Source organism: Vibrio sp. QJM3NY_21 (genome assembly GCF_057785975.1).
This window is the reverse complement of the sequence record NZ_CM173514.1, coordinates 159768-186707: the sequence shown is the minus strand read 5'-3', so window position 1 is coordinate 186707 and position 26940 is coordinate 159768. Positions and strand designations below refer to the sequence as shown.

Annotated in this window: 22 protein-coding genes; 7 read left to right on the top strand and 15 right to left on the bottom strand. The window is 44.5% G+C overall.

What is annotated here, in order from left to right:
* Positions 1–238 precede the first annotated feature (238 nt).
* The 6 genes from AC3CID_RS16650 to AC3CID_RS16625 all read right to left on the bottom strand — a co-directional run bounded on the left by AC3CID_RS16650 (position 239) and on the right by AC3CID_RS16625 (position 7953).
* Entirely contained in the window at positions 239–1591 is a 1353-nt protein-coding gene (locus AC3CID_RS16650; protein WP_488527736.1) for a sigma-54-dependent transcriptional regulator, read from the bottom strand.
* The gene (locus AC3CID_RS16645) at positions 1588–3561 is read right to left on the bottom strand and encodes an ATP-binding protein (protein WP_488527735.1); all 1974 of its coding nucleotides are present in this window, start codon (positions 3559–3561) and stop codon (positions 1588–1590) included. The genes AC3CID_RS16650 and AC3CID_RS16645 overlap by 4 nt, the downstream gene beginning before the upstream one ends.
* Positions 3562–3943: 382 nt before the next feature.
* The gene (dgcA, locus tag AC3CID_RS16640; RefSeq protein ID WP_488527734.1) at positions 3944–4930 is read right to left on the bottom strand and encodes an N-acetyl-D-Glu racemase DgcA; all 987 of its coding nucleotides are present in this window, start codon (positions 4928–4930) and stop codon (positions 3944–3946) included.
* A 57-nt stretch (positions 4931–4987) separates the two neighbouring features.
* The gene (dgcN, locus tag AC3CID_RS16635) at positions 4988–5995 is read right to left on the bottom strand and encodes an N-acetyltransferase DgcN (RefSeq protein WP_488527733.1); all 1008 of its coding nucleotides are present in this window, start codon (positions 5993–5995) and stop codon (positions 4988–4990) included.
* A 91-nt stretch (positions 5996–6086) separates the two neighbouring features.
* Positions 6087–6992: a LysR family transcriptional regulator gene (locus AC3CID_RS16630; RefSeq protein WP_428785349.1), complete on the bottom strand. Its 906-nt coding sequence runs from the start codon at positions 6990–6992 to the stop codon at positions 6087–6089.
* 124 nt (positions 6993–7116) lie between these two features.
* Positions 7117–7953 carry an SGNH/GDSL hydrolase family protein gene (locus AC3CID_RS16625; protein WP_488527732.1) on the bottom strand — a complete coding sequence of 279 codons (837 nt, stop codon included), beginning with the start codon at positions 7951–7953 and terminating at the stop codon, positions 7117–7119.
* Positions 7954–8230: 277 nt separating this feature from the next.
* On the opposite strand from AC3CID_RS16625, the gene AC3CID_RS16620 reads away from it, so the two are divergent.
* Positions 8231–10291 carry an alpha-amylase family glycosyl hydrolase gene (locus tag AC3CID_RS16620; protein ID WP_488527731.1) on the top strand — a complete coding sequence of 687 codons (2061 nt, stop codon included), beginning with the start codon at positions 8231–8233 and terminating at the stop codon, positions 10289–10291.
* Between the two features lie 118 nt (positions 10292–10409).
* Here the strand turns inward: AC3CID_RS16620 and AC3CID_RS16615 are convergent, their stop codons facing one another.
* The gene (locus tag AC3CID_RS16615; protein WP_004732974.1) at positions 10410–10922 is read right to left on the bottom strand and encodes an RNA methyltransferase; all 513 of its coding nucleotides are present in this window, start codon (positions 10920–10922) and stop codon (positions 10410–10412) included.
* A gap of 275 nt (positions 10923–11197) precedes the next feature.
* Between AC3CID_RS16615 and AC3CID_RS16610 the strand changes: the two genes are divergently transcribed.
* Entirely contained in the window at positions 11198–12859 is a 1662-nt protein-coding gene (locus AC3CID_RS16610; protein ID WP_237290125.1) for a methyl-accepting chemotaxis protein, read from the top strand.
* A gap of 193 nt (positions 12860–13052) precedes the next feature.
* Here the strand turns inward: AC3CID_RS16610 and AC3CID_RS16605 are convergent, their stop codons facing one another.
* Together AC3CID_RS16605 and AC3CID_RS16600 are read right to left on the bottom strand one after the other, a co-directional pair.
* A complete protein-coding gene (locus AC3CID_RS16605; RefSeq protein WP_488527730.1) occupies positions 13053–13730 on the bottom strand; it encodes an endonuclease in 678 nt (225 codons plus the stop codon).
* A 4-nt stretch (positions 13731–13734) separates the two neighbouring features.
* Positions 13735–14604: a LysR family transcriptional regulator gene (locus AC3CID_RS16600; RefSeq protein ID WP_017088293.1), complete on the bottom strand. Its 870-nt coding sequence runs from the start codon at positions 14602–14604 to the stop codon at positions 13735–13737.
* 262 nt (positions 14605–14866) lie between these two features.
* Between AC3CID_RS16600 and AC3CID_RS16595 the strand changes: the two genes are divergently transcribed.
* Positions 14867–15214, top strand: coding sequence for a DUF3316 domain-containing protein (locus AC3CID_RS16595; RefSeq protein WP_114635660.1), 348 nt, complete (start codon positions 14867–14869; stop codon positions 15212–15214).
* Between the two features lie 140 nt (positions 15215–15354).
* A protein-coding gene (locus AC3CID_RS16590) for an IS3 family transposase (protein ID WP_488527729.1) occupies positions 15355–16559 on the top strand; the annotation gives its coding sequence in 2 pieces (ribosomal slippage) (positions 15355–15742 and positions 15742–16559; 1206 coding nt in all).
* 104 nt (positions 16560–16663) lie between these two features.
* Here AC3CID_RS16590 and AC3CID_RS16585 read toward each other — a convergent pair.
* Positions 16664–18301, bottom strand: a complete 1638-nt coding sequence (locus AC3CID_RS16585) for a methyl-accepting chemotaxis protein (RefSeq protein ID WP_114635661.1) — start codon at positions 18299–18301, stop codon at positions 16664–16666.
* A 262-nt stretch (positions 18302–18563) separates the two neighbouring features.
* Between AC3CID_RS16585 and AC3CID_RS16580 the strand changes: the two genes are divergently transcribed.
* Positions 18564–18989: a DUF3010 family protein gene (locus AC3CID_RS16580; RefSeq protein ID WP_010432976.1), complete on the top strand. Its 426-nt coding sequence runs from the start codon at positions 18564–18566 to the stop codon at positions 18987–18989.
* Positions 18990–19095: 106 nt separating this feature from the next.
* On the opposite strand, the gene AC3CID_RS16575 is transcribed toward AC3CID_RS16580, so the two are convergent.
* Entirely contained in the window at positions 19096–19995 is a 900-nt protein-coding gene (locus AC3CID_RS16575; RefSeq protein WP_017087082.1) for a DMT family transporter, read from the bottom strand.
* 124 nt (positions 19996–20119) lie between these two features.
* On the opposite strand from AC3CID_RS16575, the gene AC3CID_RS16570 reads away from it, so the two are divergent.
* Positions 20120–21547 (top strand): aminotransferase-like domain-containing protein, encoded by a 1428-nt coding sequence (locus AC3CID_RS16570; RefSeq protein ID WP_488527728.1) that lies wholly within the window; start codon positions 20120–20122, stop codon positions 21545–21547.
* A gap of 90 nt (positions 21548–21637) precedes the next feature.
* Here the strand turns inward: AC3CID_RS16570 and AC3CID_RS16565 are convergent, their stop codons facing one another.
* From AC3CID_RS16565 to AC3CID_RS16555, 3 genes are all read right to left on the bottom strand, one after another.
* Positions 21638–22186 (bottom strand): carboxymuconolactone decarboxylase family protein, encoded by a 549-nt coding sequence (locus AC3CID_RS16565; RefSeq protein ID WP_488527727.1) that lies wholly within the window; start codon positions 22184–22186, stop codon positions 21638–21640.
* 341 nt (positions 22187–22527) lie between these two features.
* A complete protein-coding gene (gene yidZ / locus AC3CID_RS16560; RefSeq protein ID WP_145562944.1) occupies positions 22528–23496 on the bottom strand; it encodes an HTH-type transcriptional regulator YidZ in 969 nt (322 codons plus the stop codon).
* Positions 23471–24682, bottom strand: coding sequence for an MdtL family multidrug efflux MFS transporter (locus tag AC3CID_RS16555; RefSeq protein ID WP_488527726.1), 1212 nt, complete (start codon positions 24680–24682; stop codon positions 23471–23473). Before AC3CID_RS16555 ends, yidZ begins: the two co-directional genes overlap by 26 nt.
* Positions 24683–25162: 480 nt before the next feature.
* On the opposite strand from AC3CID_RS16555, the gene AC3CID_RS16550 reads away from it, so the two are divergent.
* Complete coding sequence (locus tag AC3CID_RS16550) at positions 25163–26326, top strand: amino acid permease (RefSeq protein WP_171314391.1); 1164 nt, start codon at positions 25163–25165, stop codon at positions 26324–26326.
* 159 nt (positions 26327–26485) lie between these two features.
* Here the strand turns inward: AC3CID_RS16550 and ohrR are convergent, their stop codons facing one another.
* Positions 26486–26923: a transcriptional regulator OhrR gene (gene ohrR, locus AC3CID_RS16545; protein WP_171314354.1), complete on the bottom strand. Its 438-nt coding sequence runs from the start codon at positions 26921–26923 to the stop codon at positions 26486–26488.
* Positions 26924–26940: the final 17 nt, after the last annotated feature.

Genomic DNA, 26940 nt, shown 5'->3' with positions numbered 1-26940 from the left:
ATATATAGATAACCGTCATATGTTTTTGACTCAACATCGAATAACCTCATGTGGGCTGACGCCACAATGTAGGGATTGCACGCTTTGTGCCAGATGTTAAAGCTCTTTTATTACAATCACTTGAAACAGTTAGCCATTCGACTACAAACCAAATGGGTCATTGTTGTCTTGTGCTTTTTCTTTTGGCTTTGGTTTTGGCTTTGGTTTTGGTTTTCCATTTAACAAACACCTGAACGAATTAAGCTTTGAAACTCTCTTTATCCAGTTGGTGTTTCTTCATTTTTCGATAAAGGGTTTTACGCGGTAAATTCAGCTTACTTGATACCTCGTTAATGTTACCTGCGCTTTCTATTAGCGCTTCCGTCAGTACATTCCTTTCGTACTGCTCCATCTGCTTTTCAAAGGCGAAATCTTCTCCGGACGCTTCACAAATTGGCGATTGAAGATCGAAGCCATCACCAACGATACCCAACACAAATCGATCAGCGACATTACGTAGTTCACGTACGTTACCCGGCCATTCATGTCGACATAGCTGCTGTATCTGCTCGGGGTAAATCGTCGATGGGCGCGTCTTATATTTGTGGCTCGCTTGAATCACAAAGTGGCGAAACAGCACCTGAATGTCTTCTTTTCGTTGGCGCAGTGCCGGAAGGTTTAAGCTTGCAATGTTCAAGCGATAAAAGAGATCGGCTCTGAATTCCCCAGACTCACTCAAGCTCACAAGATCGGCTTTACTGGCTGCGACCACGACAATGTCGACAGGTATCAACTCATTACCACCAACACGCTCAATCATTCGCTCTTGAATCACGCGCAGCAGTTTTATTTGTACCGCAATCGGCATGCTCTCAATTTCATCGAGAAACAGAGTGCCGCCATTGGCTTGTTCTATTTTGCCAATACGCTTCTTGTTCGCGCTAGTAAACGAACCCGCTTCATGGCCAAACAACTCACTCTCAATAATGCTCTCTGTCATACCACCACAATTAATCGCGACAAATGGCTTAGTCCCACGACGACTGAATTGATGCAAAGCTTGAGCTATGACCTCTTTGCCCGTTCCCGTTTCTCCGTTGATGATGGTATCGACGCCGGTATGCGCCAAAGCGAGCACTTGCTTACGTATCGTATCCATCGCTTTTGATTGGCCAATAACCACAGATTCAATCGGTAAATCCTCTTGTCCATCGCCATTCGAGGTTGACGGGCAACTGTGCTGACACTGGGCAATCGCCAAATCAAGCTTCTCCACCAGCTCACTCGAATTAAGCGGTTTTTCCAGAAAGTCGAAAGCGCCCAGCTTCATCGCTTCGATCGCCATTGGGATATCGCCATGGCCACTCATCAATAAAACGGGTACATTCGGAGCACGGTGTTGGATTGAGCTCAACAACGTCAAACCGTCCACTTTCGGCATGCGCACGTCACACAACACAACCGACTGACTGTTCGCTTTAAGCGACTTTAGGCCAAGGTTGGGATCAGTAAAGGTGGTGACACTAAACCCTTCTAGCTCTAACATTTCGCTCACGGCTTCGACGACATCTATTTCATCGTCGATAAGAACTATGTGTTTTTCTAAAATCATGAACCTGTGCCTTTTGGTAGAGTGACGATAAAGGTGGTGCCTTGGTGTTCAACCGATTCCACGTGAATCGAGCCGCCAAAGTCTTTTATTATGTTGTATGCAATAGACAAGCCGAGCCCGAGCCCCTTACCTGTTGTTTTGCTCGAATAAAATGGGTCAAACAAATACGGGATATCTTCTTCAGGTATGCCCAGTCCATTGTCCTTAACCAAAATCTGTATGGTGTTCGAAAGCTCTTGCGTAGCAATACTAAGTTGAGGCTGCTCTCTATGCTCAATGGCATCCAGAGCATTGCTGATGAGGTTCACCAGCACTTGTTCCAAGCGTATGCTGTTGGCTCGAACCATCTGGTAGCTTTGGGGCGAATACTGAATCGATACTGGGCTCTGTCTGGTTTCAAACAGATCAATCGAATCACCAATCACCTTCTCTAGTTCCACATTATCAATCTTGCCGTCGCTCTTACGTGAGAAGGCTTTTAAGTGACGAGTAATCGCAGCCACCTTTTCTAGCAGGACTTCGATCTTTTTAAGATTTTCTTGTGCTCTGTCTGGTCTATTTTTACCGAGCCAAAGCTGTGCACTTCGAACGTGGCTATTCACAGCCGTCAGAGGTTGATTGATTTCGTGAGTGATCCCAACACTGAGTTGCCCCAATGCAGCCAGTTTTCCGGCTTGGATCAACTCATCTTGAGTCACTCGAAGTTTAGCTTCGGCTAGGGTTCGCTCTTCCACTTCAGCTTCTAATTTTCGGTTAGTTTGCTTAACGATTTTGGCCGTGGTTTGGAATACCTTTAGGTACTTGGCCATTTGCGTCACTTCGTCTTTGCCACGAATGGACACTTCGGTATCTAAATGGCCGGTAGAAATCGCAAACATGTTGTCTTTAAGCTGTAAAAGTCTTTCCAAAATGCTCTTACGCACGTAGAACCATGAAATAGCAGCGGCAGCCAACACGCTAAATAGAGAAAGGAAAAGAGAGAGACGCTGGTTAGATTGCAAAGATTGCTGCGCCTGCTGAATCGATTGGTCAATATTGCTATTCACCTTGCTGGTGTTGCTTTCGATCTGCACGGTTAATTGGTTCAAATGCTCGCGGCTGTTTTGCAGGAAGTATTGCTCTTGATAAAGATGATCGAGCGCTTTGTTTTTCATTCCATACAAGCTGCTATCGCTTGAGGCAAGGTTATAAATCACCGTGAGTTGATGATCTAATTGAGGAAAATCACTTCTTAAATCACCACTGACCCAGAGCTTCCACCACTCTTCCCCTACCTGCTCTAATCGCAAACTGGTGTAATCCAGTTCATTAAAACTGGAGTCGTTATACAGCTTTTCGACCAAGCCTAATTGGTAATAAAGCAGAGACTTGAGCTGTGTGTACTGGATTTGATCTTTGGCAGACTCTGGCAAGTTATCGAGTGAGTCACTGGCTTGCTGCAATAGAGGGTAAAAACCTTCGAGCAAATTACGAAGCTCTTGGTTGAGCTGTTCTGACTCAATTTCACTTTGATACAACAAGCTAAGGCTGTTATTAACTTGAGCGATAAGATCTTTAAAATAGGAGTGATAGTCCGGGAACTGAACCATAACGCTATTCATCACGGAAATAGCGTCTTCGATTTTTAGCATCGCCTGTTTGCGCTCTAAATTCGATTCAGCGTCACTGAGCTGAGAAGATGTTGTGATAATCACTCGCACCATATCATTAAGGCGTGCAGCATTATCTAAGGCCGGGATTTCACTCTCCTTTAGCTCAACAAGACGTTGGTTTAAATCATCGAAAGTAAAGCTGGAGACAACCGAGAGGAAGATAGTAGTCATCGATAGCATGGCTAACGCAAGTACCAAGCGCAGCTCAATACCTTTCCAACCAAACCACTTACGACGTGGGATTTTGATCGAGAACGGGCGCTCGAAACTATCCTTATTTTCTACAACCTCGGAGACATGACTACTCACTCGCCCCACCTTCTTCTCATCAAATAATCAACAGGAACTGTCAATGATTCAATTAGTTAGGGTGTGAGCCTTACTTAGGTTTGCATCGAATAGCTTTAGTGAAGCTATTAAATGAAGAGTAATCATTAACATTTCACATAAGATATCATAACAATTGTTTTATAAAACTTGAGCTGTCTGTTTTGCGATAATAGAAAGTGACCGCACCGACAGAAACGTGATTACTTTATCAATACGCCCGTAAATCATACGAATAGCGCGCTCAATCAAGCAGCAAAAACCTTTGATTATTTAATAAGTTAAGGACTAGAGATCTAAAAAATCGCACAAGCTTTCACTCGTGCGATTTCATTTATGCCATGTCCATCGACTAACCCGAGGCTCAACGAACTTAGAGAATAATCATCCCATCGCGATAAGTCAGAGCAGGAGAAACGTCTTGGCCAAGTAAGACTGGACCATCAAGGTCGACGATTTCAGATTGAACGGCGATAGGCAGAGCTGCACGCATCGCCAAAGAAGTACCAAGCATACAACCAGACATCAGAGTAAAACCGAGCCTTTGTGCTTCTTCTGCAAGAACCAATGCTTCAGTCAAGCCACCCGTTTTATCGAGCTTGATGTTGACCATTTCATACTTACCCAACAGCGATGAGAGCTGTGAAGTGGTATGACAGCTTTCATCAGCACACAGTGGGATCGGGTGCTTGATGTGTGCCAGTGACGCATCGTGCTGCTGTGGAAGAGGTTGTTCGATCATCGCAATATCAAACTCTGTTAGTTGATTAAACAACTCTTCGAGATTCAGCCCCGTCCACGCTTCATTGGCATCCAGTACAATCTGAACATCTGTCGCAGCTTCTCGTACCGCGCGAACACGCTCTACCACTTGCTCTCCATCAAGCTTCACTTTCAGGAGTTTTGCCCCATTTTCGACATAGTCTCGAGCCTGAGTCGCCATGGCTTCTGGCGTACCAATCGAGACGGTCATTGCTGTCACGATTTGATTCGGTAACTCAAACAGGCTATTTGGGAAGACCTGGTCATGTTGTTTGGCTTCAAGCTCCCAAAGCGCACAATCGACCGCATTTCGCGCGGCCCCTCCGGTCAATAAAAACTGAAGATGATCTCTTAACTCTGCCGGTTCGGTAATGCCGCGTTCAAACATGGCTTTAAGTGCATTAGACGCTTGTTGGATTTGCGCTAACACAGACTCCGATGACTCGCCGTATCGTGGATAAGGCGTGCATTCGCCCTGAGCTTGTTTGCCATCATTTTCAATGTAAACACGAACAACGTGACACTCGGTTCGGCTGCCACGAGAGATGCGAAAAGGCGTTTGCATCGCGATAGTAATGGGTTCTGCTGTAATCTTCATAATTTCACTCGGTTGATGTTCGCTTTAACAAATGGAAACGTAGAAATGATGAAGTCGTTAAAGTGAATGTCGCAAATGATCAGTAATGTGTTGTACACCAAAACGAACCGGATCCGTCACTGGTACTTGATAAAGTGTGGTCCATTCTTGGCATAATGTCTCAGCGTCTTCAATGCTAATTGCCGACGTGTTCAAGCAGATGCCAACCAATTTCACATCTGGATTCGTCAGTCGTGCCGCTTGTAAGTTGGCTTCAATCGTCTGTTCTATGCTTGGCAATTGAGCATAAGGAAGGTTACGAATATGTGGTCGCCCGACTTCATGGCACAACACCAAAGCATCGGCTTGTGCGCCATGTAATAACCCCAAACTCACGCCTGCAAACGAAGGGTTGAACAAAGAACCCTGCCCTTCAATGATGTCCCACTCGTGGTCGATAAAATCGGGGCTAATCGCTTCCACCGCGCCGGAAATAAAATCCGCAACCACAGCGTCAATCGAAATTCCGCTGCCTTCAATCAAAATACCTGTCTGCCCTGTCGCTTTAAACTGAGCGGATGTTCCCGCTTGTTTAAGCGATTTTTCAATCGCTAATGCCGAGAACATTTTGCCTACTGAGCAATCTGTTCCGACAGTAAGCAAGCGCTTACCTTGACGAGGCTTACCGTTACCAACATTAAGAACACCTTCAAAATGGCGTACATCATGAAGCTTAGTCAATCCTTGTTGCTGCATGTCAGCAAGCGGTGAAAACTCACTCAATCGTTGGTGCATGCCAGATGCAATCTCAAATCCCATTTCTGCAGCGGCCATTAAGGTTGACTGCCAAGAATCAGGAATGACGCCCCCCGGATTTGCGGTGCCAATCACTAGCGTTTTCGCCCCCTGCGCTTGCGCCTCTTGCAAGGTCATGTCCATTAAGCCCAGTGAAACGGTATCGCCCGTTAAACGCAGTTGGCCTAGGCAGATTTCTGGTCGCCACTGGTGAATACCGCGAGCAGTTTTCGCGGCGAGCGAGTCAGTAACATCCCCAAGAAAAAGAAGGTAAGGTTGAGCGATAGACATGAGTATTCCTAATTAATAAATCCTTGTATGGGTTTACTCTAATTAAGAACTTGGAAGCTGCCGAATACCTATTTATGGCGAGCCTATAACCTTAAGTTATAGGGTGAGTATGACTCTTCAATGAAGCGATAAATTGCTTAACGGAAATCGACTGAGGGGTGTGCTCTGCGCAAAGCATCGAGACCGAGAATTGGATATCTGGTTGAAGTGGCAACACACAAACCGCATCGTCATTTTGATACTGCTCTGCCGTCCACGGGTCAACAATCGCAAATCCTGCTTGGTGCTTCACCAATTCCGCCGCCGCGCTATACCCACGTACCGATATCGGATGGTGATAATGCTCATCTCGCGCAATAAGGCTTTGATGTAACAGGAGGCCTAATGGATCGCGGCTATCGAGCCCGATGATTGGCAACGGATAATTGATTAGATCATCGAGGGTTAATTCCAAGGGTAAATGATCAACCGTATTGGATGGAACCAGAACCTTGAGTGATTCAGTTAAGAGCGTTTCACTTAATACAGCCGGCGGCGCTTCATCGCCAAACGCGATAGCAATATCAAGCTCATGCTTTAACAACCCAGCACACAGTTCATCGCGATTGGCAGTCAGCAACTCAAAAGAGAGCTCTTGTTTACTGGAATATTGTTCGCGAGACATTTGGGCTATCACCGGAGTCAGCAATTTAGTCGCCAGTATCGGCGGCGCACCAATGCGCAAGTGTTGATGCCCTTGCTTCACTTTATTGGTCAAAGAACGAAATTGACCCAGTTGTTGGTAGACCTTCTCCGCTTCCGGTAACAAAGTTTTCGCTTCAACCGTTGGTACTAAACGCCCTTTAACTCTTTCAAATAAACCAAAACCGAGTTGTTGCTCTGTGTGCGCCAGAATACGCGTCACGTTAGGTTGTGACACATGCAGATTACGTGCGGCTCCAGATACGGTGCCGGTTTGCATAATGGCGTAAAAGACTTCCAGCTGTCTTAGGTTCAAATCAATGTCCTTTTGGGTTCACTTAACTATTTAACTGTTTAACTGTTTAACTGTTTAACTGTTTAACTGTTTAACTATTTAATCACTTATCTAATCAGCTATCTAATCCGTTACCTGAGCGAGTTTATTTTAATAACGCTTCTATCTTAGGTTGGAGAATCTCAGCCCAAACTTGATAAGCCTTGGCATTCAAATGCAAGTCATCACAACTGTATTCATTGGATAGTAATTGATTCGGTGCTAGCACACGGTTTACATCCAAAAACTCGATATCATGTTGTTGGCAATAAGCCTGTAGTCTTTTATTGAGTTCTGAAACTTGAGGATTCAACCCTTGTAGTTTATTGCCTACGTGCAGCGTTGATTGAACAAGAATAGTAATACCTTGAGCTCTCCATGTTGTCAGTATCTCAACATAGTTTTGGTAGATATGATCAACGCTGTAACCTTGTGCAAGATCGTTAATTCCCGCCATAAAACACACCAGCTTTGGCTTCACGTTCAACGTGGTATCAATACGGCGCAACATGCCCGTTGTGGTATCGCCCGCAAGGCCACGATTGACCATTGAGACATCGCGGAAAATATCCGCCCACGGAGCCCATTCAGTGATCGAGTCACCAAACATCACTAAGTCTGCATTTGGAGAAAAATGACGGTGATTGTCTGATGTCATGATGTAACGGCTCATGCTGTGGCCTCGTTGTTGAATCTCAGACTGAAGAGCGACCGCTTTGAGGATCTCGCTATCCGGAGTAGTGCTATCAAATTGAGCGAACAACCCTTCAATGTGAGGCTTAAAAGGGCTAAGACGAGTACTCAGTTGATGGTGTTCTTTAAGGGAAGATAGCTTTTCTAGTAATGCATACAAAGAGCGGTTTTGACCAACTTCTTGGAATAACTGATACAGATCGAGGACAGGATTTTGTTGTAGCGCGGCAAGTAATTGCATGTCTTCCATAGTGTTATCTAACCCTTCAATTATCTAGTGATGAACCAAAGATAATATCCGATTGCTTACGGGATAGATAACACTAGAAGCAGAGAGTTACTTAATCTGAACAAAACACATACGTACTGAATAAAATTTATGGCCGTACAAATCTCAACTGGGACTCAAAAACTAGCACTTCATCATAATATGCATAAGAAATTAGCTACATATTGTGACCCCAGTCTCTCAGCCTACCGTCTACTCCTATTGCCACTATTTAACGGAGGATTTATAGAATATCAGGATGGTGAATAATAAGTTAAATCATAATAATAAGGACCTTAACGTGAAACTTTCTCTATCCAATACCGCGTTGGCCGTTACCGCCATCCTACTTGCAGGTTGCCAATCTGCACCTGAATCAGTTCAAGAACCAACGACATACCAATGCCAAACGAATACGAATGCCGACGTGAATGACTTGAGGATCTATCAAGTGATGGTCGAAAGCTTTGTCAGTGGCGATGACTCAATTGGTCATGGGACAGGCTACGGAACCAGTCACCATAACGGAGATATCCAAGGTATTATCGACTCACTTGATTACATTGAATCTCTTGGCATGAACGGGATTTGGCTAACCCCAATCTTTAATTCAGAGCCTATCGAAAACCAAGACCATTGGGCTGATAGATTGGATGCAACCGGTTATTTTGCCACTGATTATTTCAATATCGACCCTAGATTCGGAACGATGGAAGAAGCTAAAGCCTTAGTTGAAGAAGCGCATGCTCGAGGGCTTTATGTCTTCTTTGATGGCGTATTTGGCCACCACAAAAAAAACGTAGTGCCGTCACCAACAGGTAAGGTGCCCCAAGGAGAGGATAATCCAGTCTCATACCCTGAGAGCCTAGCCTTCTATCAAGAAGTTGCAGAGTATTGGATCAAAGAACTCAAAATCGATGGTTGGCGCTTAGATCAGGCTTATCAAGTGCCAAAAGAAGCTTGGAGTCAAATCAGAGAGACGGTAGACACTGCTTCTTCTCAAGTCGAATACGTAAACAGCGAAGGTAAAACCGTGAACCCTCTGGGTTATATGGTCGCGGAAATTTGGGCCGGTGAGAACCGTATTATAGAAACAGGTTACGGTTCAAATGAAGCACCGGCCTTATGTTCTGCGTTTGATTTCCCGATGCGCTACCGCCTGACAGAAACCTTTGCCGTAAACGAAGCTGGCGTGGGGAACAAAGGTGGAGAATGGCTTGCAGAAGGCATGTCTTTACATTCGTTATACCCAGACCACGCAAAGCCCAATTTGATGATTGGTAACCATGACCTTGTTCGCTTTGGTGACTTATTACAGCGCGGTGATATCGCTTCTCCACAAGACAAAGAGTATTGGCAGCGCTATAAAGCGGCATTTTCATTCCAAGCAGCTTATACAGGCCCAATAACCACCTACTATGGGGACGAAATTGGCGATCAACTAGAAGGTTTTTCAGATAAAGTTTGGACTGATGACTGTGCCATTAATGGCTTGTGCGATGACCATGTAGCACGTACTAGCGGTAAAGTGGAAGGTGTCACAACTCAACTCAATACCAACGAACAAGACTTAAAGCAGTACGTTACAAACTTAATGAAATTGAGGGAAACGCACCCCGCTCTATCACAGGGTAAACGTACAAACCTAATCGCCAACGATATCGCATATGTCGATCACAAAGCCTATGAAGGCGATGCAGTTATCTACGCAGTGAACGTTACCAACAAAGAGCAGACCATAAAACTAACCAAAGAAAAAGCAGGCTCCAAAGCTGATCTGACGGATATTGAATCTGAGCAATCTATATCAGCAATTGATGGTCATTACTCTATAGTTCTAAACCCTTTTGAAGCTCGTTTCTTGTCGATAACACAACCAAATAAAAAAGGTCCTATAGCGGCCATAATGGCGACAGGGAATGAAGTTGGACAAGGTTTCATGGCTAAATGTAATAATCCAACGATTAACGCTGAAGGGCCAATTTCAAGCCCACTTTATGTGGTTGGCAACTTTGCTGATTCAGGTTGGAAACACGTAGCTAAACGAGAGTTTGAGTATAAAGGTGGAAACACTTACCAAGTCGTTACCACTGAAAAGCCTGGTAGCTATCGCATGCAATACGCGTCCAAAGCTTGGTCACCACAATTTACAGCGGATGGGCTCAACCTAAAGCTGGGACAACTAAACTCATTAACTAAAGGTGGTTACGGGCAAGATACTGCTATTACCATCCGTAATCCAGGGCAGTATGTATGGAGCTTACAGTTCGATGAGACGGGACAACCATTAAAAATTATGGCTTCCAAATGTGCTGAATAGCCAAACCTAAGACCTAAGATCCAAGTTCAACCAAGTAAAAACCCCTTATTCCTACGAATAAGGGGTTTTCTTTAATCGGCATTGGATATTAAGAGAGCACATACGATTAGAACGATATCTAGCCCTGTTTCACTTGCAAGTGATTGCGATTATCACGGCTCTTTTTAATAAGCTCGTTGCTTTCATCCATTTCATCTGACTTTGCAAGGCGATCATAAAGTAGCACGTTGACCGTCGCAGCTAGATTCATACAGCCTACCGTTGGCACATACACAACGTGATCAGCTCTATCCGCAACATCTTGAGAAATTGAGCCATCTTCAGGGCCAAAGATATAGATAGCGTTTTCAGGGTGTTTAAAACGAGGCAGTGGTGTCGCACCTTCTGCTAGTTCTACACACACAATCTGAGTTTCCGCATCAAGATTATCTAAAAATGACTCAGCGGCAGTAAGCGGGATCGTGCGCGCTGCGCTCTTCGTATCAGTGTGGAATTTAGCGGCTTTTTCGTAGCGTTGCCCTGTGTATTTAACTTCGTCGACTTGGTAACAACCAGCCGCACGCATAACAGCGCCAACATTCGTCGGGCTCTTTGGGTTAGTTAAACCAATAATCACATGGCTTTTGTTCATGAATATATCTCACTTAACGAATAAACATAGCAAGGTGCTACAAAGGGCCGCATTCTACCAAAGCAGCGTCGAATTCAAAAGCATGGATACAAACTCGCTTTTTCGCTCTTAAGCCTCTAATTGCAAGGCTTCTCACTTGAAAAACTTAACCATCATCATATTTATCAAACAAAAACACTCTAGAGTAACAATTAGACAACAAGCCCATTTACATTTTGAAACCACATTAATAATGTGTTGAAAATTGCATGAGAAAATCACACAGGAAGCGTGACATGACCCTAACCATCAAAAACCGCCTTTATATTCTCTCTTTCATTCCTTTGCTACTAATGGCAATTGGCATGATGAGCGTTACGTATATGAAGAGCACCGAGCTAACCGCACAGCAAGTAGAATCGACGCGTAGCAATATGATGGCGATGAAAGAAAAGGAACTCAAAGCGTACCTGCAAATGGCCTACTCTTCGATCAGCCCATTTTTAGATAAAGGGGCAACGCTAGAAGAGGCTTTACCAACATTGAGAACCCTAGAATATGGCGAATCAGGCTATATTTTTGGCTATGACTCTAAAGGTGTCCGAGTTGTGGTTGGGCAAAGTAACGATGGTATTGGTAAAAACTACTATGACCTTCAAGACAAACAAGGTAATTACCTAATCCGAGACCTGATCAAGAACTCAAAATTGGGTGAATTTACGACTTACTATTTCCCGAAACCGGGCCAATCAATCGCTTTACCAAAACTCAGCTACTCAGTATTTGTTCCGCAATGGGACTTAATGCTTGGTACTGGCTTCTACACCGATGACATCGACGCTGTTATTGCCGAGATGAAAGAGAGTTCAAATGTAGCGCTACAAAGTTCCTTGACTGCTATCGCGATTTTCTGCGGATTGATTGCCCTAGTGGTAGCCGTTTTCGCTGTTGCAGTGAACCGTACCATCATGCAACCTCTTGAGCAGTTCGACCGTTCAATTAGTGCCTTTGCAAGTGGCGAGGCCGATTTAACCGCTCGAATGGAAAAATTCAAAGCCCCTGAGTTCACTAAGCTCAGCGAGAACTTCAACGCCTTCGTTGCTAGCCTACAAACCATCATCCGCAGCGTGAGTGATGTTGGCCAGCAAGTTGTCGCTGAAACCAGCAGTATGTCTTCTCGCGCCGCTCAGGTTGATGAAATTGCCACTGGTCAGCGTGAAGAGACTGAACAAGTTGCAACAGCAATGACCGAAATGACAACAACAGCACAAGAGATCTCAAGTAACGCAAGCCAGGCGGCTGACTCAGCGAAGCTTGCAGAGGGTAATGCCAAAGAAGCTCAACAAATAGTGAACGCTGCTGCCAACTCTGTTGCTGGTCTTGCTAGCGAAGTGTCAGAAGCCAACACAGTGGTATCTAGATTAGAGGGTGATGTACAAAACATTTCGTCGTCACTGACGGTCATTCAAGATATTGCCGAACAAACCAACTTGTTAGCACTGAATGCAGCAATTGAAGCCGCTCGTGCAGGTGAGCAAGGGCGAGGATTTGCAGTGGTTGCGGACGAGGTTCGTAAACTGGCAAGCCGAACTCAAGAAAGCACTGGCGACATCCATAAAATGATTCAGCAGCTAAAAGCCGCCTCAGATGCTGCCGTAAAAGCAATGGATTCGAGCCAAAATAAAAGTGCTCAAACGGTGGAAGAAGCGAATGCCGCAGCCGCAGCACTGGCGAAAATCCAAGAATCGATTGATACGATCATGGACATGAACTCATTGATTGCTACCGCGACAGAGCAGCAAAACATTGTTGGCCAAGAGATATCTCAACGTATTGTGGTGATATCCGATCAAAGCTCACAATCGGCATCATTAGCGAATCAAAACCGTGCGGGGAGCCAGAACCTCAACAGCCGCGCAAATGAGCTGTACCACTTGGTCGATCGCTTCACGGTCTAGGACATTTACGGTCTATTAAATAGTAAATAAACGCTACTTATAATAGTAAGTAAACGCTGCTTATGAATAACAAGTAAGCGCTACTTAACGTTAAGACTTTTCACACTAAATAAGAACGGGCTTCAGAATCTCTACTCTGAAGCCCGTTTTTAATTAAATGGAGTATTGATGAAAGGGAGCATATTGCACGGCTCTAAGACCCAAATTCAGCCTCAACACAACTTTGATTCAGAGGACAATGTTCACACTTGGGCTTAGGGTTACAAAACTGCTGACCATGTTCGACTAGCAAACCATGATAGTGGCCGTACTTTTTAGTATCTAGAGGGATCACGCTTTCCATCAGGGTTCGAAATTTTTCATACGATTTAGGCACATCAAGCCCATTGCGAGTGAAGATCCTTCTCGCGTACGCATCAATCACAAAAGATGGTTTACCTATCGCATACACCAGAATTGCGTCAGCCGTTTCACCACCGATTCCTTTGACTTCCAATAGCTCTTTTCGGAGCTGATTTTTGTCCTGCTCTCGCACCACAGAGATATCGTATTGGTACTTCAAAAACCACTCAGTCACGGCCTTCAACTTAATGGCTTTTTGATTGTAGTAGCCACTCGAACGAATCTTTTGGGCAAGATCATCAAGACCCATCTCAGCAACTGACCTTGGATCGCACTTATCGCCTAAGTTGGTGAGCGCTTTCTCTGCGTTCTTCCAGTTGGTGTTTTGAACCAGAATAGCGCCCAAAACTATCTCGTAAGGGTCTTCCCTTTGCCACCAATCAAAATAGCCATAGTGCTGCTCAAGGGTGTCGAACACGCTAAGGATCAGCTCGGCTTGACCCTTTGAATTGTTGTGGCTTTGGGTCATAGAACTAATCCAATTGCTCAGACAGGAAGTCCACCAGCAAGCGAACCTTTGAAGACAGGTTACGGTTCTGAGGATACAGCGCCCAGATCCCTTCTTTATCGTCTCGGTAATCGGATAACACTTCGACCAACTCTCCCGACTCTAGATCTTCACTCACGTAATATTCTGGCAGTTGAACCAAGCCAATGCTCTGTTTAGCGGCGTCCAATAAGGCTAAGCCACTGTTACACCTAATTCGTCCATTAACACGAACCGAACGCGGACGACCATTTTCCTTGAAGCGCCAATGCTCGAAACCACCCACTAAGCATTGGTGATGACTCAATTCAGAGAGCGTATGCGGCTCACCATAGCGTTCAATGTATTCGGGGCTTGCACATACATAAAGCTGTCGCTGCGATAACTTCTTTGCGACCAAGCTTGAATCTTCTAAGCGGCCAAGGCGAATCGCCACATCAACACCAGAATCGATGAGATCGAGCTTTTGATTAGTCAGCATCAACTCAAGTTCTACCTGTGGGTGAAGCTTTAAGAATTGATGGAGTATTGGGGCTAGTTGACGCTCACCATAGGTCACAGGTGCGGTCACTTTGAGCAAACCTTTGGGTGTAGATTGCATCTGGGTTACTGCTAACTCTGCAATTTCTAAGCCTTCTACTAACAACTTACATTGCTGATAATAGAGTTGGCCTGCTTCTGTTAGGGAAACCTTACGAGTCGTTCGATTGAGTAGTTTCACCGCGAGTCGTTCTTCGAGATTTGCTACTCTACGACTGATTTGAGCCACCGACGTAGCGAGCTTCTGCGCCGCACCGGTAAAGCTTTCACGCTCTGCCACTGCAACAAACTCACTTACCCCTTCCCAATTGGCCATGTTTTTACCTTATGCTGAACGATGGTTACCCAGACAGTGTATTGAAGATAGATATCAGTGTCACCTTGCTTGATATGCGCTGTTCATAAATGGTCTTCATCTACAATCGTTCAAAATCAATACAACCAACACCTGACATTTCTCCATATTCCTTACTTAATACTAACAAAATCGGCTTTTCTCCTGACACTCATCTTACCACTTCATTGGTATGTTGGTTCTGTACCGGAACACAGGTATTCCAACAAAGTAAGGTAATCCTATGAAAAAATTAATCATACTTGCATCAACTCTTGTTCTCAGCACCACAGCGTTTGCAGCAACTAAAACAACGATTCAAGAAACAACGCTAAAGTCTGATACATTTGTTACTGAAGCGGAAGCATACGATGCAGGCACGAACCTTATGGATGAGTTAGGCACAAAAACTTCTTTTGAGCTTTCAAGAGAACTGCCACAGTTCCAACAAACAACAAAGTACGATTCGTTCAAGATTGATGACGCGAATATGGAAGTGAAGAAAATCACGAATATGAACGGCGACATTCATTACCAAGCGAACGTAAAAGTTGACTACCGTTACACATACAAAGACGGTCGTAGCAGCTAACACCGAATGATTGATTAGGTCTAAAAACTGATCACCTAGTCAAAAAAAAGCCCGCACTCATAGAATGCGGGCTTTTTTGTCGTTCAGTGTACCGTCCTAAATATGGTTGACACATTTCCAACATGAAATTGGAGAGTGTCATGAAAACAACAAGTAGACGTACTCAACGAGATTGTTCTCTTGCCTTTAAATTGGCAGTCGTAAGCCAAGTTGAAAAAGGCGAAATGACTTATAAACAAGCTCAAGAACGTTATGGGATCCAAGGTCGCTCTACCGTTTTAGTTTGGCTTCGCAAACATGGTCAACTAGATTGGTCTAAAGGAATAGAACAATCGAGAGCGTTAGGAGCGACTATGTCAAACTCTTCCTCAACTCAAACCCCAGAGCAACGAATCAAAGAACTCGAGCAGCAATTAGAAGAGACTCAGCTCAAAGCTGAGTTCTTTGAAGCGGTTGTAAAAGTCATGGATCGAGATTTCGGTGTCCGAATCTCAAAGAAGCGCAAGGCCGAGTTATTAAGGAAAAAACGGTCAGAAAGTTGACCGTCACTAAAGCTTGTCACTTCATAGGTATTACACGACAAGCTTTCTACAAGCGCTGTGATGCAGAAATTCATCAAACAAAAAAAGATGAATCAGTACTCGGTTTTGTGAAGGAGCAAAGGATGATGCACCCTCGTATAGGGACTCGTAAGCTGAAGTATTTACTTGCTCAGAAAGATATTGAAATCGGGCGAGACCGCTTATTCTCTCTGCTGAGAATGAATCGATTATTAGTGCAGAATCGAAGGGCTTATCATCGAACCACAAACAGTAATCATCGCTTTTACTGCCATCCAAATCGAATCAAAGAAGGCTTAATACCGGAAAGACCAGAGCAATTATGGGTTGCCGATATTACTTATCTAGCAACGCGGTGTGGTAGTACTTATCTCAGTTTAGTGACGGACGCTTACTCAAGAAAAATCGTGGGCTATCACATAGGTGATGATATGAAAGCTCGCACGGTCAAGCAGGCCTTTTTAAACGCGTTGAAAGAGCGGAAGAATACAGGTGAGCTTGTACATCACTCAGATCGAGGTGTTCAATACTGCTCTGTGGAATACCAAGAGTTGCATCGACAGTATAATGTATCTTGCTCAATGACTGATGGCTATGACTGTTATCAGAATGCGTTGGCAGAGAGGATCAACGGAATATTGAAGACGGAGTATCTGTTGAATAAGCCTAATGATTTAGATGAAGCAAAGAAAATGGTCGCCGAATCAGTAAAAATCTATAATGAATATAGGCCTCACACAGCTCTAAAATACAAAACGCCCGATGAAGTACATCGAGCGTTTTAGTCAATCAAGTGTCAACCCATATCAGGATGGGTCACAGCTATGATCAATGGGAGCCAGAGCGAGCAACCATTGTCAGCTCATGTTTATCTGCTTATTTTTGAAGATTAAACCTCAAACTGAGATACAAGGCTATCAAGCGCTTCACACTGTTCGGCCAATGCCATGCAAGCATTCTCAGCGCTGCTCGCCATTTCAACCATTTGCATAGTGCTTTCTGCGATGCGTTGAACATTCTTGTTCACTTCTTCAGACACTTGAGACTGCTGAGAAGCTGCGGTTGCGATTTGTGTGTTCATGTCATTCATCTTGCCGATTGAGTTACGAATCTCACTCAGTGAAGACGCCGCAGTTCCTGCCTGAACAATGGTTTTCTCGCCACTCACTTTGCTTTCAGTCATCACGCCAACCGCGTGTTTAGCACCCACTTCTAAGCGTTCAATCATTGATTGGATTTCACCAGTGCTGTCTTGAGTTTTACTCGCCAGCGCTCTTACTTCATCTGCGACTACGGCAAAACCACGGCCTTGCTCACCGGCACGAGCGGCTTCAATCGCCGCATTTAATGCAAGCAGGTTGGTTTGCTCTGCAATGCCTTTAATCACGCCAAGAATTGAAGCTATGTTCTTCACATCGGTATCCAGCTCTTGAACCACGCCACCCGCGTTCTCGATATCTTGCGCAAGGCGTTCAATAGAAGTCACGGTTAAACCCAACGTCGTATCTGCCGATTCCACTTCATGATTGGCAACGTTACTTGCAGTTGCGGCATCCAGTGCATTACCACTGACCACTTCGCTAGTTGCTTGCATTTCATGAACCGCTGCCGCTACGACTTCACTTTCTCTCTGTTGGTTCGATGAAAATTCAGCAACACTTTGCGTGAGCGATTTGATGTTTTCCATCTCGCCACGTACTGCGTTCGATGTGAGAATAACTTGTTCCACGGTTACATGAATCTTGCCAACAAACTGGTTAAATGCGGAGCTTAAGCGAGCAATTTCGTCGTTGCCTTCAACCTTCATGCGTTGAGACAAGTTACCGTCGCCCGATGCGATCTCATTCATCGCTTTCTCTACGTTCTGGATTGGTTGGACGATAAAACGGTTAGATAACCACATCGCAAAAAGCGCAGCGAAAACAGCGACCGCCATACCCACTTCAATGATCAACTTACTTGATTCGATAGAGTCAGCAGCTTGCTGGCGAAGCTCTCTCTGCTTCTGTTCAATCAGGGTTCTGATATCACGAAGCTGAACACGAATGATTGCAAACTCAGCGTCTAATGCTGGTGAGTAATTGATGTTGTATTGGTATGCGTTGGCAGGATCTGCAAACATTGGCTCATGCAGCGCCACCCACTTGCTCATCGCATTCACAAGCTTTGACAACTCACCGCGAGAAGAAGGATCCAGCACACCCGCTGTATATAAAGTTTCCACACTTTCAAAACGAGGAACCGCTTTGTAAGCGTTGTCTTTAAATTCAAATTTTTGGTACTCAATCGCCGCTTGGTCTTTCGCGAGTAGCAGACCTTGAGCAGAAGCAATAACTTGGTAAATGTCACGATAACCATCTTCCAAATTGTCTAGCACGGGCTGAACCACATTATTCAACTCATAGTTGATCGCAGCCTGAGCATTAGATCTAATGACATTAAGCACAGTAACAGTCGAGAAAACAATCACGATCACCATTAGTGGAATCGCAATTTTACTCTTAATTGAGAGGTTGTTGATACTCATAAGGGGGTTTATAACCACACAGTAAATAGGGACGCGCGCATAATATACAGTATCAATTTAAAAGCTAGCTAAAAGTTTGTGAACCTAGTCGCATAGCAAACGTTACCCTTGAGTCAACTGTCGAATACTTAACCAAACGTCAACTTGAAAAAGATCTGAAGAAAGCAAATATCGCACTTATTTACCCTAGACATGCTCAAACACTGGAGAAGTATTGGAAATAGCACCATAATGTACGGCTCAAAAGTAAATAGGTATGAACATGAAAATTTGTGGTGTTGAAATCAAAGGTAACGATGCTGTCATCTGTCTTCTTTCTCTGTCAGATGGTGTATTTAATATCCCTGATTGCCGAGTTTCAAAGGTTGCGATTAGCGACGCAAACGACACGCAGAATATGAAAGACTTTCAATTCTCTTTTGCAAAGTTAATGGAAGATTACCAAGTAGACAAAGTTGTGATTCGTCAACGCCAAACAAAAGGCAAATTTGCTGGCGGTGGCTTTGGCTTCAAACTAGAAGCAGCAATTCAACTGATCGACGGCCTAGACGTAACCGTTGTGTCACCTGCTGACATCAAGGAGAGCCTTAAGCGCAACCCTCTTATGATGAAGTTCAAAGAAACTGGCCTTAAGCAATACCAAGAAGCACCGTTTACAACGGCTTACGCTTGTTTAATGCAGCGCTAATCAATAGTCGCTAGCCAATATTTGATACAGAAAGAGCCTGAATATTCAGGCTCTTTTTTGTTTCTATCACTCGGCTTTAAACCCAGTTAGTTTTGATGAAATACGCTTACCGCTCTAACGCTGTTCGCCTGCGAGCCTTGATCCATTCTGGCTTCTTCACCACCAGATAAACAGCAGCCGCAGACAAAGCGAAGCCCGTCGCACCGTAGATATCGAACGATTCACCGAAGATAAGCCAAGCTTGAATTGCCGTCGTTGGTGGTACTAAATAAAACACCGATGCCACACTTGAAGATGCTCCATGCTCTACCATGTAAAGCAGCAAAAGGATGGCAACACAAGACAGAACCACCACCAGCCAGGTAAGAGTCAACGTGAATTCTACAGTCCAGTTCACTTGCATAGTTTCGTAACGCATTGCGAACGGTAGAAACAGCGCAGCAGAAGCCAAGTATTGCACCATCGCACCGCCGACCATATCTGTCCCCTGACAGAAGCGCTTCTGATACAAAGTTCCGCAGGTAATACCCACCAAAGAAACCAAACACAATAATGTTGCCAAGCCTTTTTGGTCGTCTGACTGCCATTCAATATTGCCCATCAACACCAAACTGATACCCGCAAAACCAAGCGCTAATCCCAACCACTGTGCAAAATTAAAACGCTGCGAAGTACAGCTGATCATAATCAATGCGGTAAGAATCGGTTGCAAGCCAACAAGTAGAGAACTCAACCCGGCGGGCATACCCATATCAATCGCCAGATAGGTGCCACCAAGGTAGAAACCATGAATCAAGATGCCGACCACACAAGCGTGGAAGAATGCGCGACCACGAGGGATACGACGTTTAAGAATGGCAATCAAAACCAAGAACAGCGCCACGTTGGCCACCATCCTCAGTGAAAGCAATGTTGCGGGTTCGGCATATTCAACACCAAGACGTGCGCCAACAAAGCCTGACGACCACAATATTACAAACACAAACGGAATCATTTTAATCAGCATTACAAACCTCTGGTCAACTCTTCATCAATGCTGTTACCTTAGTTGGGTACAGATAACTAATAAAGACACAGATATAACACTTTAAATGGTTACAGATTAAGAGTGAGCAACGAGGGAGAATAAGGTGGAAGCAGAACTCAGCGGCAATAAATATCTTGCTACCGAACAACATATTAAGGCTCAAATTGATAAAGGGCTCTTTCACCCAGATGATCGTCTTCCCTCGATCCGTCAGTTAAGCGAACAGCTTGGTGTGAGCAAAAACACCGTGATTCGCGCCTATCAAGAATTGGAAGCAACGGGTTGGGTTTACTCAGTACCTAAATCTGGCTATCGCGTAAAGACACCGAACACCACCAACTGGGATACACCAAGCCAACCTCAAAAAGTGGACCTCTTATCTGTCACCAAATCTGTACTCTCTCGCCCGAAAGGTCGCCTGAAACTGTTGGCAGGTTCTGCGCACCCGAACATCAACAACCCTGCGATTCGTAGCTTGTATGCCGAGATTGGTCGCCACAGTCGATTACAAACTCAATTGCCTGGGTATTACCAATTACCTCCCGGCGACGAGCAATTAGTAAAGCAATTGTTAAAGATCACCCATGATCTTGGTGTGCCTGCGGGATCGAAAGAGATTGCGATTACTCATGGCGCTCAACAGGCGATCAGTTTGGCACTACGTGCGCTCACCAAGCCCGGTGACATCGTGGCGGTCGAGTCGCCCTGTTATTTCGGTAATCTACTTTTACTTGAATCACTTGGCTTGCAAGCCCTTGAAATCCCAAGCAGCGTTAGCCACGGTATTGATATCCCATCACTACAAAGTGCGTTGGACAAATGGAAAGTGAAAACCTTACTGCTAACGCCAAACTTTACTAACCCAACCGGCTCAAGAATGCCATTGGCGAATCGAAAAGCATTACTGGAGATCACCGGATCTTTACCAATTATCGAAGACGATGTGTTCGGTAGCTTGGCGTTCGATACACCAATCGCTAGCCTCAAAGAGCTTGATGACCAAGATAGAGTCATCTACGTCAACTCACTGTCTAAAACCTTAGACTCACGCTTGCGAATCGGTTGGTTATTGTCGGGGCGCTACCAACCTTTGGTCGAAAAGTACCTTTTATGCGACAACATGGGCAGCTCAAACCTGATGCAATCCGCTGTGGGGCAATTCCTCACCACAGGCAAATACCGCAGTCACTTATCCAAAATGAAACGACTCTACCAAACCAATCAAAAGCAGTTTCAAAGCTTGTTAATACAAGCATTGGATAGCTATCCTCATCTTGAAGGGCGTTATCATTTATCGAAGCCAGAAGGCTCTTTTTTAAACTGGATAACGTTGCCTGAGTCGGTCGATAGTTATGCCGTCTACCAAGATTGTTTAAAGCATAAATTGGGAATTTTACCCGGTACTGTGTTTGGGACGAATGACCAATATAAACACTGCTTGCGCTTCACTGTCGCCAATATTGAAGAGAGCAAAGAGTGGAAAGAAGGGGTTGTGACATTAGCGAAGATTATCGCTAAGCATACACCTTAACCAGATTAGACCCACATAGCCCAAACAACAAAGCCCCACTCAACTGAGCGGGGCTTTCATCAATCTGATTCTTTAATTGCTTAAAGGCGATTAACCTTGCCAAGCGAACTGTTCAAATACTTTGTCTACTGGCGTTTTAGCAACGCGGTTTACGTAGTTGCTGGTCACTTTCTGAGACAAGCCAAGAATCACTTCTAACACCTGTTGCTGACCGTAGCCCGCTTCGAAGAATGCGACCATTTCACTTTCAGGTACATTGCCGCGGTTGCGTACCATGCTCAGCGTGAAGTCGTGCAATGCTTGCAGTTTTTCAGTTAGCAGTGCAGTACGGTTACGAAGTGCTTCGGTAATCGCTGGGTCCACATTCATTGAATGTGCGATACCCGTATGTGCAGGCACACAGTAGTGGCACTCGTGCTCAACGTTGATAGTTTGCCATACCACGGTTAACTCATCAGCATCAAAAGACGAATCACTAAATGCTTGATGAAGCTGCGTGTAAGCTTTGAGAGTATTAGGTGATTCAGCCATCACCCCAAAAAGACCAGGAACTCGACCCATCTGTTTTACAGCCCCTTCAAGAATGGGTTTGCTTTGCTCTGGTGCTGATTCTACTGAGTGAATTTTAAAGTTGCTCATGTTCTATTCCTTTCGATTCTTTATACTAATTTGATTCACAATCGGAGTGATATATGACTGTTCTCCGTTGGCGTGAAAACAATATAGGCCAAATATGAACGATCGTTCAAGTATTAATTTGAACAATCGTTCAGATTTACACTATTTATCGAATCAACAATTAAGAAATAACCGTATTCATTTGAGAAGTTCTGACCCTATCCGTATGATTTAAAATAAAAAGCCCATCAGATAACATCTGATGGGCTCGCTTCTAACTCTGAATTCTTATTTCAATCAACGATCAATATTAACGGTACAAGCCTTCAGGTCATCTAATCACATTTAATCTCATCACAAGGTTAGACACTTTTCCCTTCAAACTGGTAAAGCTCTCTAAGCGTGTCTTTTAGCCATAGAACGATTGGGTTGTAAGCATTGCGTTTATGCCAAATCATGGTGAACGGGATCAGCAGCTTTTTGGCGTTCTCTTCATCTAGAGGAATAGGCAGACAAGTAAGATTAGGGTGAAGTTGTTCAACGTAACGTCGGCAGTAATTCGGTGCCACGGTAGTCATGGTGTGGTTTGACTGAGCCGCCATAAACAAAGACTGCTCAAAACCCGCTAGCGTAAGTGCGATATGTCGGTCGAGTTGCAAATCTGTGAGAATTTCATCCAACGCCCATGTTTCACTTTTCTCCCACACAATATTGATGTGAGGGTATTTGAGGAAAGCCTCAAGGTTCCACTCTTCTTGCAAGGCTGGGTGGTCTTTTCTCAGATACACCACGGGCAAATCGTGGAACAGCACCTCGAAATCAATGAAGTATGGCAGTGCATCTAGAGACTCTTTCGACCGTGGGTGGCTTTCTCGTCCTGAAAATCCAATATCAGATTCGCCACGTACGATGGAATCTATCGAATCGTAGTCCCAATTGCGCATTTTGATCTTCGCATTGGGATAACGTTGATACACGCTTTGCGTCAATTCGTTCAGCATGATCAACGATAACGGAGATTCGGCTTCTAAATTTAAACGTAAGTCCTTTGGGGCATCGTCGCCACGAGTAGTGAGTATTTGACTACCAATCTGCAACCAGTCTTGAAGATCTTTCACCATGCTCAGCGCAAGTGGTGTTGGCGTTAAGCCCCTCGGCGTTTTCACAAATAGAGGATCATCGAACCAGTCTCGAAGTTTAGTCAGTGATTTGCTTACCGTTGAAGGCGTGACGTTGAGCTTTTTGGCAGCTTTTGAAACACTCTGTTCTTGCAACAGCAATTGCAGAGTGAATAACAAATTCAGATCAAGACGGGCTAGTGGCTTCTTCATAATCACTTTTAACTTGGGAAGGACCTACCCATAGTATTAGAGCAATACTGATAACTCCACCAGCAGCCAATATAAATACCAACATATTCAATGCACTTAGCCCGATAACGCCCATAAACCAGATAAACAGTGCTGAAGTACATACTTGGGAAACTCCGAGTATTGAACTTGCCACACCTGCGCGCTGTGAATAACAGCTCAATGCTTGGCTCATCGCGACACCAAAACCCAGTGAGAAGCCGCCGCACACAAAAGCAAAGCCCAACAACGTCACGTAATGCCCTAACCCACCATCAATCGATGCGAGCAACAAGATAGCCGCAACGACAAAGCAAACTTGTGAAGTCAGCATTAAGTTCTTTTGCTTAAACACATTCAAAGCAAATGGTGCAGAGAATGACACCAACATACTCACCAATGCGGTTAATGCCATAGTGTAAGAATACTGACCTCGGTCGAAGCCAAGCTCTGTCATGATCAACAGTGGAGAGACATTCACATAAGTGAGAATTGCGGTCACTCCTAGGCTGGTCATGATCACTCGGCTGATAAACAACGGGTCTTTGAACGTTTCAGTTGAAGTCGGTTGAAATGTCTCAGATAAAGAAGCTTTCGCTAACACCGACCCTATAACTTTAGGTTTAGTCTCTTTTAGCACGAGCACCGACAACAAACACACCACCACACCCATGCTCGCCATGGTCGTGAACAAGCTCGGCCACGGGTAAACCGTCATGATTAAGTGGCCAATCACAGGCGCAAGCACTGGTACGATGCAGGTAATGCCATTCATCATCGACAGCACCTTAGCGCGTTTTTGGTCGTCCAATACATCTCGCAAGATAGCGAACGCCACCACATAACAAGAGCCAGCCCCCACACCTTGAAAGAAACGCACGAGAAGAAATGGTTCTGCACTGGTCACAACACCACCGAACATCGAAGAGGTAGCAAAGACAATTGCACCGAAAATAGCGACAGGTTTTCTTCCTACACTGTCGGCAAATTTACCGGCAAACAACATGGTGGTTGCCATTCCTGCGAGATAAATAGAGAACGCGGCATGAAGCTGAGCCTCAGACGCATTTAGGTCCGCGGCAATTTGAGGCAACCCAACTAAATACAAATCAATAGCCGTTGGATACAAGAGAACAAGCGTAAAACTACAAAATAGAAAACGGTACATAACACCCCCACATAATTGGTGTGAGGATAATAAGAGCGAAACGCCAAACTACCGAGTGGTATCTACGACAACGGATCTTTCCATTTACGACAAACCCCCACGCTCTCCTAAGAAGTATATTGATTGGAGCTCATCAAATGAGCTGTGCTAGATATAAAAATCCGACAGAGATTCACTAGATAAGCAAGATTTGGACTGAGTTTTTCTGAAATAAAGGCATGTCTTAATCAGAGGTGTAGTGCGAGTTATTGAACGTCGATTAATTTACAAAGGTTATCAAAAGGCTAAAACAATTCACCTGCCGAACACCTAATTAACCCAACCATACTCTTCGCAAATTGCTTCGTAACTTTTTTAGAAAAATTCAAAATTTATTAGAATTTAACCCCTAACTTTACTGAGTAATTTGTTAGTCTTGGCAACAAATATTTACAATCCAACTAAAAATTAATTGGACACCTCGAGGTTGTTTTTTTGAATATGAAATTATTCGGCAGTTCTTTGATTCTTTCAGGAACTGCATTAGGGGCTGGTATGCTTGCCATTCCCATGGTGTTGGCCCAATTTGGCTTCATGATCAGCTCAGTGCTTATGCTACTTATCTTTATTGGCACCACCTACTCAGCACTCCTCCTCGCAGAAGCGTGCACCAAAACCAAAGACAACAGTGGAATGAGCAGTGTTGCTTACCTGACTTTGGGCAGCAAAGGTAAACACTTTATCAATGCACTCTTTTACTTGCTGTTGGTGTGCATGCTCATCGCTTATATCTTGGGTGTCGGCGACATCATTCATAAGCTACTGCTCGATGTCGGCGTAGACATCTCTGCATCCGCTGCTTATACCGTTTTCAGCCTATTAATGGGTGTGATTGTGGTGGCGGGTAAGTCGTATATCGACAAACTAAATCGCGGTTTATTCATCACGATGGTGGTGATGCTGCTTATCGTTATCGCCTCTTTGTTTAGCAACACTCGCCTTGATTACCTGACTCAAGCTAGCAAATACACAGCTAATGACGTGGTGCAGTACAGCGCAGTTATCTTTACCAGCTTTGCCTCTATGGTGGTGATTCCGTCACTGGTTATATACAACCGAGAAGCGACTCAAAAGCAGATCCGCAATATGATTCTGCTAGGCTCTGTTATTCCACTAATCTGCTACCTCACTTGGTTATTCGCAATTATCGGTAACCTTGGTACAGACGCTATCAGCCAATTCCATAACATTTCAGAACTGATCTCGGCGTTTAGCGGACAGTCTTCTTGGCTGAAAGTAGTGATTGCGCTGTTCTCAGTATTGGCATTGGTGACATCTTTCCTTGGTGTGTCTATGGCGCTGTATGACCAAAACAAAGATGCAGTCACCAGCAACAAAGCATTGGCTTATGCCCTAACCTTCGTTCTACCTTTGGTATTAGCTGAGTTATTCGCTAGCCAATTCGTGAGCATGTTGGATTACGCGGGGATGGTGTTGGTGTTCTTAGCTATCTGGGGGCCACTTGCAATGGTGGTTAAAGTTCGTAGGCCAGACTTTCCTCACCTACAGACTCAAGGCAGCTATACCGCAGCCGGTGGCGACACGGCACTTATCGCAACATTTGGTTTTGGTGCGTTGATTTTTATCTCTTGGTTTATGGGTTAATTCTCAAACTAATACAATATCTAGTGACCATTTAAACGATAGTCGATACCAAAAAGCCCGTGAGCATTACTCTGGATTAGCAATGACCGCTAATTAGTAGTAAGGCTTATGGGCTTTTTCATTTTCTGATTATCATTGCCGAGAACTAAAAGCCCTCTCTCATTTGGTCAAGTTACCAAGCAATTGCTCACACTGTGCTTTTAATGATTTAAGCTCATCTTCGTTCATCTTGGAGAGACACAGCATCTCGACTGGCACGGTTTGCGCTTGTTCTTTGAGATCGACCCCTGCAGGTGTCAACGTGATAACTCGAACTCGTTCATCTTCAGCACTGCGAGTTCTAAGCACATAACCTTTCGCTTCCAAACGCTTGAGTAGTGGCGTCAAGGTGCCAGAATCTAAATGCGTTTTTGCGCCTAGCGCTTTGACATTTATCTCTTTTTCTTCCCAAAGCACCATCATCACAATGTACTGCAAGTAAGTAAGATCAAGCGCTTTCAGTAAAGGTTGATACGCCCTACTCATTGCATTCGACGCACTATACAACGCAAAACACACCTGATTATCCAGCTTTAGATAGTCATCTTTGTCGCTCATGATCACCTCACCAATAA

Excerpts from the sequence above, each read along its gene's own strand:
- AC3CID_RS16550 (WP_171314391.1), top strand. The coding sequence starts at position 25,163 with ATGAAATTATTCGGCAGTTCTTTGATTCTTTCAGGAACTGCATTAGGG.
- AC3CID_RS16600 (WP_017088293.1), bottom strand. The coding sequence starts at position 14,604 with ATGGCCAATTGGGAAGGGGTAAGTGAGTTTGTTGCAGTGGCAGAGCGT.
- AC3CID_RS16595 (WP_114635660.1), top strand. The coding sequence starts at position 14,867 with ATGAAAAAATTAATCATACTTGCATCAACTCTTGTTCTCAGCACCACA.
- AC3CID_RS16575 (WP_017087082.1), bottom strand. The coding sequence starts at position 19,995 with ATGCTGATTAAAATGATTCCGTTTGTGTTTGTAATATTGTGGTCGTCA.
- AC3CID_RS16615 (WP_004732974.1), bottom strand. The coding sequence starts at position 10,922 with ATGAACAAAAGCCATGTGATTATTGGTTTAACTAACCCAAAGAGCCCG.
- dgcN (WP_488527733.1), bottom strand. The coding sequence starts at position 5,995 with ATGTCTATCGCTCAACCTTACCTTCTTTTTCTTGGGGATGTTACTGAC.
- AC3CID_RS16620 (WP_488527731.1), top strand. The coding sequence starts at position 8,231 with ATGGTGAATAATAAGTTAAATCATAATAATAAGGACCTTAACGTGAAA.
- AC3CID_RS16580 (WP_010432976.1), top strand. The coding sequence starts at position 18,564 with ATGAAAATTTGTGGTGTTGAAATCAAAGGTAACGATGCTGTCATCTGT.
- AC3CID_RS16650 (WP_488527736.1), bottom strand. The coding sequence starts at position 1,591 with ATGATTTTAGAAAAACACATAGTTCTTATCGACGATGAAATAGATGTC.
- AC3CID_RS16555 (WP_488527726.1), bottom strand. The coding sequence starts at position 24,682 with ATGTACCGTTTTCTATTTTGTAGTTTTACGCTTGTTCTCTTGTATCCA.
- ohrR (WP_171314354.1), bottom strand. The coding sequence starts at position 26,923 with ATGAGCGACAAAGATGACTATCTAAAGCTGGATAATCAGGTGTGTTTT.
- yidZ (WP_145562944.1), bottom strand. The coding sequence starts at position 23,496 with ATGAAGAAGCCACTAGCCCGTCTTGATCTGAATTTGTTATTCACTCTG.
- AC3CID_RS16605 (WP_488527730.1), bottom strand. The coding sequence starts at position 13,730 with ATGACCCAAAGCCACAACAATTCAAAGGGTCAAGCCGAGCTGATCCTT.
- AC3CID_RS16625 (WP_488527732.1), bottom strand. The coding sequence starts at position 7,953 with ATGGAAGACATGCAATTACTTGCCGCGCTACAACAAAATCCTGTCCTC.
- AC3CID_RS16610 (WP_237290125.1), top strand. The coding sequence starts at position 11,198 with ATGACCCTAACCATCAAAAACCGCCTTTATATTCTCTCTTTCATTCCT.
- AC3CID_RS16585 (WP_114635661.1), bottom strand. The coding sequence starts at position 18,301 with ATGAGTATCAACAACCTCTCAATTAAGAGTAAAATTGCGATTCCACTA.
- dgcA (WP_488527734.1), bottom strand. The coding sequence starts at position 4,930 with ATGAAGATTACAGCAGAACCCATTACTATCGCGATGCAAACGCCTTTT.
- AC3CID_RS16565 (WP_488527727.1), bottom strand. The coding sequence starts at position 22,186 with ATGAGCAACTTTAAAATTCACTCAGTAGAATCAGCACCAGAGCAAAGC.